We start from the raw sequence: 10,130 nt of genomic DNA, 5'->3' as shown, positions 1-10,130 counted from the left end.
CCTAAGACCGCTTGGCCCTCCGACTTGAAGCCCTCCCGCCCCATCCCCACCCCCGGCGAGGTCTTCCCGCGCCGCAAGCCCACCCCACCGCCTCCCGCCAACCCCCAGCAGCTCGCCGCGGGCTGACGTGGCTACTCTGGATCCATGGACTACGTCTCCGCGCTCCTGCCCCCGGTCGTCATGGCCATCTTCTTCATCGGCGTGATCCGGGTGATCGTGAAGACGCAGGGCGGCGCCAACAAGGCCAAGGAGGACGCGGCCGTGGACGCCGCCCTCGCGCGCGTGGAGGGCACCCGGCAGCCCTCGACGACACCCCCTCAGGCCCCTCAGGCCGACGCCTGACCCACCCCCCCTCGCCGGCGGCGTACGACCCCGAAGCGTGACACGCTTTCGAGTCGTACGCCCTTTTTGTTCCCGTTCGCCGGTGAAGCGCACGTCCGCCACGCCATTACCGAGATCTCCCACTATTGTTCTGAGCTGTGCCTCGCCCATTGGGAGAACTCGAAGACGCGGTCATGTCGCGGGTGTGGAAGTGGAACCGCCCGGTGACCGTTCGAGAAGTCCTGGAAGATCTTCAGAAGGAGCGGTCCATCGCGTACACCACCGTGATGACCGTTTTGGACAATCTCCATCAGAAGGGCTGGGTGCGCCGCGAGGCGGAAGGCCGCGCCTATCGATATGAGGCGGTCTCCACACGCGCCGCCTACGCCGCCGCCCTGATGAACGACGCCTGGTCGCAGAGCGACAACCCCGCCGCGGCTCTCGTCGCCTTCTTCGGCATGATGAGCGAGGAACAGCGGCAGGCTCTCCGCGATGCCGTGCGCATCGTCCAGGTCCCGGAAACCCAGAAACCGACCGAACCGTCGGAATCGGCCGAACCGCCACCCGCGGAACCCGGGGAAGGCCCGGAACGCTCCCCGGAGAACCCCGCCTCCGCTCGGGACCACGGCGGGCGATAGCGTCCGCTCATGTCCGCGAAGAGCCCCGAAGCCCCCGCAAAAGCCATCACTGTCCGACGGGCCCGTACCAGCGATGTCCAGGCAGTGCGCGGTCTCCTTGACGCCTACGTCCGTGGTCGCATCCTGCTCGACAAAGCGACGGTGACGCTTTACGAGGACATCCAGGAGTTCTGGGTCGCGGAACGGGACGACAACGCCGAGGTCGTCGGCTGTGGCGCGCTGCACGTGATGTGGGAAGACCTCGCGGAAGTCCGCACTCTCGCGGTGAAGCCCGGCCTGAAGGGCGCGGGCGTCGGACACCAGTTGCTGGAGAAGTTGCTGCACACCGCCCGCTGGCTCGGCGTTCGCCGCGTTTTCTGTCTGACCTTCGAAGTGGACTTCTTCACCAAGCACGGCTTCGTGGAGATCGGCGAGACGCCCGTCGACACGGATGTCTACGCGGAGCTGCTGCGTTCCTATGACGAGGGTGTCGCGGAGTTCCTCGGTCTCGAACGAGTGAAACCGAACACCTTGGGCAACAGTCGCATGCTTCTGCATCTGTGATCGTCGAGGCGGCCCACAAGACGGGGACACAACACCGGCCGCCCGGTTCGTCAAGACATATTCTGTGCCGCCGTCCTGCCCAGGGGGCCTATGTCCGAAACGCGCACGTTTCCGGACGCAGCCCGGGCTGCTGGTCTCCGCCGAGGGTTTGTGTTTTTCCGGCAAAAGCGGTTTGCTTTCCGACGTACTGCAGTACTGCATATAACAGGGGACGGCGATACGGCAGACGCCGGCACACCCCGGCCCTGAAGATATCGATGAAAGGAAATCCGGTGGCACAGAAGGTTCAGGTCCTTCTTGTCGACGACCTCGACGGCGGCGAGGCGGACGAGACCGTGACGTTCGCGTTGGACGGCAAGACGTACGAGATCGATCTCACCACGTCCAATGCGGACAAGCTCCGTGGCCTTCTCGAGCCTTACGTGAAGGGCGGTCGTCGTACCGGAGGCCGGGCTTCGGGCGGGCGCGGAAAGGCACGTGCGGCTTCGAGCGGCAGCCAGGACACCGCGGCCATCCGCGCCTGGGCGAAGGAGAACGGCTACGAGGTCAACGACCGCGGCCGTGTCCCCGCGACCATTCGCGAGGCCTACGAGAAGGCCAACGGCTGAGCAACTGCATTCACCACCGACCCTGCGCACGCAAGGCCGGCGGCTGGGCGCCCGCGCGCCGCAGCCGGACCCGGTGGCAGTGGGTGGCCACCGTGTCCACCAGCCGTACGAGATCAGGGGCGTCTCCACCGCCCCCCATGGCCGACAGCGTCGGCAGCGAGGCCTCGACCTCGCATCCCGGCTCGGGGGGCCGCAGCCACTCAGCGGCCCCCTGGGAACCGACTGGGCCCCGATAAAGCGGCCGCCCCTCCGAAGGCCCTCCCGGCCTGAAGGGCCCCAGTCCCTCAGCCCCACCGGGCAGTCCCTCCGCCCCACCAGGCAGCCCCTCAGGCCCGCCGGGCAGCGCCTCCCTCGCCTCACCAGGCAGCCTCCCAGCCCCACCGGGCAGCCCCTCAACCCCAGCGGGCAGCGCCTCCGCCCCACCGCACAGCGCCTCCCCCGCCCCACCGCACAGCGGCGCCTCCACCAGTCCCCCCGCGCCGATCGCCGTCAGGCCGAGCGGCAGCGAGCCCCACTCCAGCCACTCCAGCAGCCCAGGGAGTTCCTCCGCGCTGCCCGGGGCCACCAGCAGCCACATCCGGCCCTCCCGCAGCGCCACCGGAGAGCCCGCTCCCAGATGCCGGAGTGCCGCGTGCCCCGCCTCGGCCGGTACGTCCAGGACGTCGAAGCGCGCCCCCACCACCAGCCGCACCGGATCCCCGGGCGCAGTCGGCCAGCCCAGTTCGTTCTCGTACCACCGCCGGACCTCACCGCCCTCACCGCCCTCACCGCTCGCGACGGGACGACCGGAACCATGGCCGGCCGGGTCGAGCGGCCTGCGGGGAGACGGGACCACCTGGGACCCGGACGCGGTCACAGAGCGAGGGGCGCCGAACATGCCAAGTGCAACCGCCCGAACGGCACGCGAGTTACGCTGGGTGCTGCCGCAAGCGCACAGAGTCGCGAAAAAAGGCGCGTGCGGGGGGCGCGGGGAGGCGCAAGGTTGTTCGCCCGTAGCGGAGGGGACAGGGGCGTTCGGCATGGACTTCCGGTCCCCACGGGTAAGACATCCCTAGTGGGAGGGGGCGCCACGCAGGAAAGGCCGTCTCACGTTCGCCATCGGCGTACTGGCGAAGGGGGTAACTGTCTGGCCTGCGGGAACATCGTCTCGCACCATCGGGTTGGAGCAGATGTCGGCGTTCGGGGTCAGGAGGCCATCGACGGTGTCGGCAGTTGGAATGAGCGGTCCCCGCTTGCGGGACTAAGCTGCGGAAGGACAGGGAGGGGAAGTTCCCCCCACTGCCTGACCGCTCTGAGGAGCGATTAACGATGTTCGAGAGGTTCACCGACCGCGCGCGGCGGGTTGTCGTCCTGGCTCAGGAAGAAGCCCGGATGCTCAACCACAACTACATCGGCACTGAGCACATCCTCCTGGGCCTGATCCACGAGGGTGAAGGTGTCGCCGCCAAGGCCCTTGAGAGCCTCGGGATTTCGCTCGAGGCGGTCCGCCAGCAGGTGGAGGAGATCATCGGCCAGGGCCAGCAGGCCCCGTCCGGCCACATCCCCTTCACCCCCCGTGCCAAGAAGGTCCTGGAGCTGTCGCTCCGCGAGGCCCTTCAGCTGGGCCACAACTACATCGGCACGGAGCACATCCTGCTCGGCCTGATCCGTGAGGGTGAGGGCGTCGCCGCCCAGGTCCTCGTCAAGCTGGGCGCAGATCTCAACCGCGTGCGGCAGCAGGTCATCCAGCTGCTCTCCGGTTACCAGGGCAAGGAGACCGCCGCCGCCGGCGGTCCTGCCGAGGGCACGCCCTCCACGTCCCTGGTCCTCGACCAGTTCGGCCGGAACCTCACCCAGGCCGCTCGTGAGTCCAAGCTCGACCCGGTCATCGGGCGCGAGAAGGAGATCGAGCGGGTCATGCAGGTGCTGTCCCGCCGTACGAAGAACAACCCGGTCCTGATCGGTGAGCCCGGCGTCGGCAAGACCGCCGTCGTCGAGGGCCTCGCCCAGGCCATCGTCAAGGGCGAGGTGCCCGAGACCCTCAAGGACAAGCACCTCTACACCCTGGACCTCGGCGCGCTGGTCGCCGGCTCCCGCTACCGCGGTGACTTCGAGGAGCGCCTGAAGAAGGTCCTCAAGGAGATCCGCACCCGCGGCGACATCATCCTGTTCATCGACGAGCTGCACACGCTGGTCGGTGCGGGTGCCGCCGAGGGCGCCATCGACGCGGCTTCCATCCTGAAGCCGATGCTGGCCCGCGGTGAGCTGCAGACCATCGGTGCGACCACGCTGGACGAGTACCGCAAGCACCTGGAGAAGGACGCGGCTCTCGAGCGCCGCTTCCAGCCCATCCAGGTCGCGGAGCCGTCGCTGCCGCACACGATCGAGATCCTCAAGGGCCTGCGGGACCGGTACGAGGCCCACCACCGGGTCTCCATCACGGACGAGGCGCTGGTCCAGGCCGCCACCCTGGCCGACCGGTACATCTCGGACCGCTTCCTGCCGGACAAGGCGATCGACCTGATCGACGAGGCCGGCTCCCGGATGCGCATCCGCCGGATGACCGCGCCGCCGGACCTGCGCGAGTTCGACGAGAAGATCGCCGGCGTCCGCCGTGACAAGGAGTCCGCGATCGACTCGCAGGACTTCGAGAAGGCCGCCTCCCTCCGCGACAAGGAGAAGCAGCTCCTGGCCGCCAAGGCCAAGCGGGAGAAGGAGTGGAAGGCCGGCGACATGGACGTCGTCGCCGAGGTCGACGGCGAGCTGATCGCCGAGGTCCTCGCCACGGCCACCGGCATCCCGGTCTTCAAGCTGACCGAGGAGGAGTCCAGCCGCCTGCTCCGCATGGAGGAGGAGCTGCACAAGCGGGTCATCGGCCAGAACGACGCCGTCAAGGCGCTGTCGAAGGCCATCCGCCGTACGCGTGCCGGTCTGAAGGACCCGAAGCGTCCGGGTGGCTCGTTCATCTTCGCCGGTCCGTCCGGTGTCGGTAAGACCGAGCTGTCCAAGGCGCTCGCCGAGTTCCTCTTCGGTGACGAGGACGCGCTGATCTCCCTCGACATGTCGGAGTTCAGCGAGAAGCACACGGTCTCGCGTCTCTTCGGTTCGCCCCCCGGCTACGTGGGCTACGAGGAGGGCGGTCAGCTGACGGAGAAGGTGCGCCGCAAGCCGTTCTCGGTCGTCCTCTTCGACGAGGTCGAGAAGGCCCACCCCGACATCTTCAACTCGCTGCTGCAGATCCTGGAGGACGGTCGCCTGACCGACTCCCAGGGCCGGGTCGTGGACTTCAAGAACACGGTCATCATCATGACGACCAACCTCGGCACCCGGGACATCTCCAAGGGCTTCAACCTGGGCTTCGCGGCCCAGGGTGACACCAAGTCCAACTACGAGCGCATGAAGAACAAGGTCTCGGACGAGCTCAAGCAGCACTTCCGGCCCGAGTTCCTCAACCGTGTCGACGACGTGGTCGTCTTCCCGCAGCTGACCCAGGACGACATCCTGCGGATCGTCGACCTGATGATCAGCAAGGTGGACGAGCGCCTGAAGGACCGGGACATGGGCATCGAGCTCTCCCAGTCCGCCAAGGAGCTGCTGTCCAAGAAGGGCTACGACCCCGTGCTGGGCGCCCGGCCGCTGCGCCGGACCATCCAGCGGGAGATCGAGGACGCGCTGTCGGAGAAGATCCTCTTCGGCGAGCTGCGTCCCGGTCACATCGTGGTCGTGGACACCGAGGGTGAGGGCGAGACCAAGACCTTCACCTTCCGCGGCGAGGAGAAGTCGGCCCTGCCCGACGCCCCGCCGATCGAGCAGGCGGCCGGTGGCACGGGTCCGAACCTGAGCAAGGACGCGTAAGCGTCACGACCGAGTGAAAGGGGCCGGTGCTGAAAAGCACCGGCCCCTTATCCATGCCCGCTTACGACAGCTGCCCGTCGTAGTCCGGCAGCTTGAACGTCCTCTCGGCGTGGCCGCCCGACAGGTCGGTGGCGCTGTTGCCGATGTTCGCGATGATCGTGTAGCCCTTCTTCTCGACGTCGACGCGCTGGGCCGTCTTGTACTCGGCGACGTTCTTGAAGAGGTCGATGAAGTTCCGGACGTAGAGGCCGGACACCTGGTAGCCGGCCTGCTTGAGGTTGTACTCCGTGAACGAGTAGATGATGTCCGGGCGGGCGGTCACGAAGAACAGGGCGACGCCGCGCTCCTGGGCGTATCTGGCGGCCTCCAGCACCGGCTTGTTGGCGGGCTGCGGATAGCTGAAGCCGAAGTCGGTCTCCAGCGTGGTGTTGTCGATGTCGAAGACGATCGCCTGCTTCTCGCCGGGCTTCGCGGCCGCGATCCGCTGCTTCAGATAGGGCAGCGCCTGGTCCATCACCGCCTGGCAGTCCTTCTGCCAGGTGTCGTGGTCGACGTCCGCGGCGGCGGCCGTGGCGGCCGCTGTGGCGGCCGGGGCGGCGGAGGTGCTGGTCGTGGCGTCGGCCGGTGCGGCCAGTGCCACGAGGGCGGCCGCCGAGACGGCGGTCACCGAGGCGCGGCGCAACCAGGGGAGGGTCTGCATGTCGTGGGGGTCCTCTCACGTCCTTGACGCTGCCAACATGTCGTGTGCATGTTCGTGCGCGAGGGTGGCGCGAGAGGAACCGTAGGGTTACCGGACGGTAGGCGCCTAGAGATGTGCGCCACATTTAATTAATGGCCGAAGAGGGGCCCCGGTGACATGCCGCACAGGCGATATGTCCGTTACTACGCGGAATAGTGGCAAACAGACCGGGAGAAAAGGGATTCCCGCCCCGTCGTGCAGGGCGAAGTGCAGGCAAGTGCCCTGATTCGTCCCGAATGACTGCTGTGTCAAGAGACGTAGAACACTGAACCAAATTACTAACTTCCGTCGTAGATCACGCTTTTGGGTGTTTGTCGGACTTCGGGTTACCAAGGGATGGCCATTCGGCGAGCGACTGCGCGTCGGGTGGTTTTCTCCGTCCCCTTCCACGCGAGGTTTCGATGTCCCAGCGCGTCACGTCCCGTTCTTCCCGTACGTCCCAGTTCCGCACCCGTGCGACCGTGCTGGCCGCCGGCCTGGGGGTCTCGGTCGCATTGGGAGCCGGGGTCGCGTCCGCCGCCGACACCACGGCCGCGTCCGGCACCGCGAACGCCGTCCAGGCGCAGGCTGCCGTCCAGGCCAAGGCCGCCAAGGCCGAGGCCGCGAAGGCCGAGAAGGCCGCCAAGGCCGCCGCCGCCAAGAAGGCCGCGGTGAAGAAGGCCGCCAAGAAGGCCGCGCCGTCCTGGATCGACCCGGTGAAGAAGTACAAGCTCTCCGCGAGCTTCGCCCAGAACGGCGGCATGTGGGCGCACAAGCACAGCGGCCAGGACTTCGCCGTGCCGAGCGGCACCAAGGTCCTCGCCGCCCACGGCGGCACCGTCGTCAAGGCCGGCGGGAACGGCGCCGGTGACGGTCCCGCGTACGGCAACGCCATCGTGATCAAGCACGGCAACGGCACGTACTCGCAGTACGCCCACCTGTCGAAGATCGAGGTGCGGATCGGCCAGGTCGTCAAGACCGGCCAGGAGATAGCCCGCTCCGGCAACACCGGTAACTCGAGCGGTCCCCACCTGCACTTCGAGATCCGTACGACCCCGAACTACGGCTCGGCGGTCGACCCGGTGAAGTTCCTGCGCGCCAAGGGCGTGAAGGTCTGACGATCGGGGAGGCCCAGGCCCTACGAGCCCCCGGCTCCCCGGTGGGCCTGGGTCACCAGGTCCGTGGCGACCTCGAGGACGGCCTTGTTCCGTTCCTCGGGGTCGCCTTCCAGGTCCTGGAGCAGGAACATCCCGGCGTGCAGCGTGAACAGGGCGCTGGCGCAGCGGACCTGGTCGACCAGGTCGGCGTCCGGGTCGATGATGATGTCGCGCAGACTCTGGATGCGGGCCTTGAAGTCCTCGCCGATCCGCAGTTCCCGGACCGTCGCCTGGTTCTCGTGCATGAAGCGGAACAGCGGCGCGGCCTCGGCCAGCGTCTCCGAGTAACGGCGGACGATCTCCTGCTTGGTGTCGAGCGTGTGCGGCTGCCGCCGACCCCACTCGATCAGGTCCTCGATCGGCTTGGTGAGGTCCTCGAAGATGCTGACGAGGATCTCTTCCTTGGTCTTGAAATGGTAGTAGAGCGCCGCCTTGGTGACGTCCAGGCGCTCGGCGATCTCGCGCAGAGAGGTCTTCTCGTAGCCCTGCTCCGCGAAGAGTCCGAGGGCCACGTCCTGGATGCGCTGGCGGGTGTCCCCGCGGCGCCGCTGCCTGGTGCCGTCCATGGTGCCGCCCATCCTCCTACGCGCCCCGCTTTCCATAAAACTTACTTGACGCCCGGCTAGTTAGGCGACTAGCTTCCGAGTGTAGTCACTAGCCGGTCGGCAAGTAAGTAGCGAAGCAGCGGTAGCTGGGGGAGTGGGACGAGATGGCGGACACGACGGACACACCGGCGGCCGACGCCGACACCGGGGGGAAACAGCCGAGGAGTGTACGGGTCGTACTGCTCGCGCTGATGATCGCGATGATGCTCGCGATGCTCGACAACATGATCATCGGTACGGCGATGCCGACGATCGTCGGTGAGCTGGGAGGGCTCGAACACCTCTCGTGGGTGGTCACCGCCTACACGCTCGCCACCGCCGCCTCCACCCCGCTGTGGGGCAAGCTCGGCGACATGTACGGCCGCAAGGGCACGTTCATGACGTCCATCGTCATCTTCCTGATCGGCTCGGCACTCAGCGGCATGGCCCAGAACATGGGCGAGCTGATCGGTTTCCGCGCCGTCCAGGGCCTCGGCGCGGGCGGTCTGATGGTCGGCGTCATGGCGATCATCGGCGACCTGATCCCGCCCCGGGAGCGCGGCAAGTACCAGGGCATGATGGCCGGCGTCATGGCGCTGGCGATGATCGGCGGACCGCTGGTCGGCGGCACGATCACCGACAACTGGGGCTGGCGCTGGGCGTTCTACATCAACCTGCCGCTCGGCGTGGTCGCGCTGGCCGCCGTCAGCGTGGTGCTGCACCTGCCGAAGAAGCGGTCCGAGGCGCGGATCGACTACCTGGGCGCCGCCCTGCTGACCGTCGGCATCACCGCGATCGTGCTCGTCACCACCTGGGGCGGCACGGAGTACGCCTGGGGCTCCGCCCGGATCATGGAGCTGATCGGCATCGGCATCGCCGCGCTCGTCGGGTTCGTGTTCTGGCAGACGAAGGCCGCCGAGCCGGTCGTACCGCTGCACATCTTCCGCAGCCGCAACTTCACGCTGATGTCGGTCATCGGCTTCATCACCGGCTTCGTGATGTTCGGCGCCACGCTGTTCCTGCCGCTGTACCAGCAGTCCGTGCAGGGTGCCTCCGCGACCAACTCCGGGCTGCTGCTCCTGCCGATGCTCGGCGCGATGCTGGTGACCTCGATGGTCGCCGGCCGGGTCACCACGAACACCGGCAAGTACAAGGTGTTCCCGGTCCTCGGCAGCGTCCTGATGATCGTCGGTCTCTACCTGCTGTCCACGATGGACACGGGGACCTCGCGGTTCACGTCCGGTGTCTTCATGGCCGTGGTCGGGTTCGGCATGGGCTGCCTGATGCAGATCACCATGCTGGTCGCGCAGAACAGCGTGGAGATGAAGGACATGGGCGTCGCGTCCTCCTCCACCACGCTCTTCCGCACCCTCGGCTCCTCCTTCGGCGTCGCGATCATGGGCGCGCTGTTCAACAACCGCGTCCAGGACGTCATGGCCGAGCGGGCGGGTGCCCTGGGCTCCAAGCTGACCGAGCAGTCGGCGCAGATCGACGCGAAGGGCCTGGAGAAGCTGCCGGTGCTGGCCAGGGAGGCGTACCAGCACGCGGTCTCCGCCGGTACCCACTCGGCGTTCCTCCTCGGAGCCGTGGTGGCAGTGGTCGCCCTCGCGGCGGCGGTGTTCGTGAAGGAGGTGCCGCTGAAGGGGGCGGGACCGAAGGCGTCGGACGACGAGAAGACGGACGGCCCGTCCGCGCAGACGCCGGTGGTCGAGACGGTCTGACCGACG

The 10,130-nt window shown here is 67.6% G+C and carries 10 protein-coding genes; 7 read left to right on the top strand and 3 right to left on the bottom strand.

Annotated features, from left to right (window positions below; genetic code table 11):
- Nucleotides 1-144: 144 nt before the first annotated feature.
- From ABEA82_RS37985 to ABEA82_RS37970, 4 genes are all read left to right on the top strand, one after another.
- Nucleotides 145-342 (top strand): hypothetical protein, encoded by a 198-nt coding sequence (locus ABEA82_RS37985; RefSeq protein ID WP_345666324.1) that lies wholly within the window; start codon nt 145-147, stop codon nt 340-342.
- 173 nt (nt 343-515) lie between these two features.
- Entirely contained in the window at nt 516-959 is a 444-nt protein-coding gene (locus tag ABEA82_RS37980) for a BlaI/MecI/CopY family transcriptional regulator (protein ID WP_425588593.1), read from the top strand.
- A gap of 9 nt (nt 960-968) precedes the next feature.
- On the top strand, nt 969-1,502 hold the full coding sequence (locus ABEA82_RS37975; protein WP_345666322.1) for an amino-acid N-acetyltransferase: 534 nt from the start codon (nt 969-971) through the stop codon (nt 1,500-1,502).
- 272 nt (nt 1,503-1,774) lie between these two features.
- On the top strand, nt 1,775-2,110 hold the full coding sequence (locus tag ABEA82_RS37970; protein ID WP_053673923.1) for a histone-like nucleoid-structuring protein Lsr2: 336 nt from the start codon (nt 1,775-1,777) through the stop codon (nt 2,108-2,110).
- Between the two features lie 10 nt (nt 2,111-2,120).
- On the opposite strand, the gene ABEA82_RS37965 is transcribed toward ABEA82_RS37970, so the two are convergent.
- The gene (locus ABEA82_RS37965; RefSeq protein ID WP_345666321.1) at nt 2,121-2,987 is read right to left on the bottom strand and encodes an SCO3374 family protein; all 867 of its coding nucleotides are present in this window, start codon (nt 2,985-2,987) and stop codon (nt 2,121-2,123) included.
- A gap of 431 nt (nt 2,988-3,418) precedes the next feature.
- Here ABEA82_RS37965 and ABEA82_RS37960 point away from each other — a divergent pair, with 431 nt between their 5' ends.
- Entirely contained in the window at nt 3,419-5,944 is a 2,526-nt protein-coding gene (locus tag ABEA82_RS37960) for an ATP-dependent Clp protease ATP-binding subunit (protein ID WP_345666320.1), read from the top strand.
- A gap of 61 nt (nt 5,945-6,005) precedes the next feature.
- Here ABEA82_RS37960 and ABEA82_RS37955 read toward each other — a convergent pair whose 3' ends face one another.
- Nucleotides 6,006-6,644, bottom strand: a complete 639-nt coding sequence (locus ABEA82_RS37955; RefSeq protein WP_345666319.1) for an HAD family acid phosphatase — start codon at nt 6,642-6,644, stop codon at nt 6,006-6,008.
- A 440-nt stretch (nt 6,645-7,084) separates the two neighbouring features.
- Between ABEA82_RS37955 and ABEA82_RS37950 the strand changes: the two genes are divergently transcribed.
- Entirely contained in the window at nt 7,085-7,780 is a 696-nt protein-coding gene (locus tag ABEA82_RS37950) for a M23 family metallopeptidase (protein WP_345666318.1), read from the top strand.
- Nucleotides 7,781-7,800: 20 nt separating this feature from the next.
- On the opposite strand, the gene ABEA82_RS37945 is transcribed toward ABEA82_RS37950, so the two are convergent.
- The gene (locus tag ABEA82_RS37945) at nt 7,801-8,385 is read right to left on the bottom strand and encodes a TetR/AcrR family transcriptional regulator (RefSeq protein WP_345666317.1); all 585 of its coding nucleotides are present in this window, start codon (nt 8,383-8,385) and stop codon (nt 7,801-7,803) included.
- Between the two features lie 143 nt (nt 8,386-8,528).
- Here ABEA82_RS37945 and ABEA82_RS37940 point away from each other — a divergent pair, with 143 nt between their 5' ends.
- Nucleotides 8,529-10,124 carry an MDR family MFS transporter gene (locus tag ABEA82_RS37940; protein ID WP_345666316.1) on the top strand — a complete coding sequence of 532 codons (1,596 nt, stop codon included), beginning with the start codon at nt 8,529-8,531 and terminating at the stop codon, nt 10,122-10,124.
- Nucleotides 10,125-10,130 lie beyond the last annotated feature (6 nt).

The organism is Streptomyces venetus, assembly GCF_039540295.1.
GTDB classification, from domain to species: Bacteria; Actinomycetota; Actinomycetes; order Streptomycetales; family Streptomycetaceae; genus Streptomyces; species Streptomyces venetus.
This window is presented reverse-complemented; position numbering and strand designations above follow the sequence as displayed.

Bases quoted from the DNA above. Each gene is read 5' to 3' on its own strand.
- ABEA82_RS37985 (WP_345666324.1), top strand. From the start codon at position 145: ATGGACTACGTCTCCGCGCTCCTGCCCCCGGTCGTCATGGCCATCTTC.
- ABEA82_RS37980 (WP_425588593.1), top strand. From the start codon at position 516: ATGTCGCGGGTGTGGAAGTGGAACCGCCCGGTGACCGTTCGAGAAGTC.
- ABEA82_RS37975 (WP_345666322.1), top strand. From the start codon at position 969: ATGTCCGCGAAGAGCCCCGAAGCCCCCGCAAAAGCCATCACTGTCCGA.
- ABEA82_RS37965 (WP_345666321.1), bottom strand. From the start codon at position 2,987: ATGTTCGGCGCCCCTCGCTCTGTGACCGCGTCCGGGTCCCAGGTGGTC.
- ABEA82_RS37960 (WP_345666320.1), top strand. From the start codon at position 3,419: ATGTTCGAGAGGTTCACCGACCGCGCGCGGCGGGTTGTCGTCCTGGCT.
- ABEA82_RS37955 (WP_345666319.1), bottom strand. From the start codon at position 6,644: ATGCAGACCCTCCCCTGGTTGCGCCGCGCCTCGGTGACCGCCGTCTCG.
- ABEA82_RS37950 (WP_345666318.1), top strand. From the start codon at position 7,085: ATGTCCCAGCGCGTCACGTCCCGTTCTTCCCGTACGTCCCAGTTCCGC.
- ABEA82_RS37945 (WP_345666317.1), bottom strand. From the start codon at position 8,385: ATGGACGGCACCAGGCAGCGGCGCCGCGGGGACACCCGCCAGCGCATC.
- ABEA82_RS37940 (WP_345666316.1), top strand. From the start codon at position 8,529: ATGGCGGACACGACGGACACACCGGCGGCCGACGCCGACACCGGGGGG.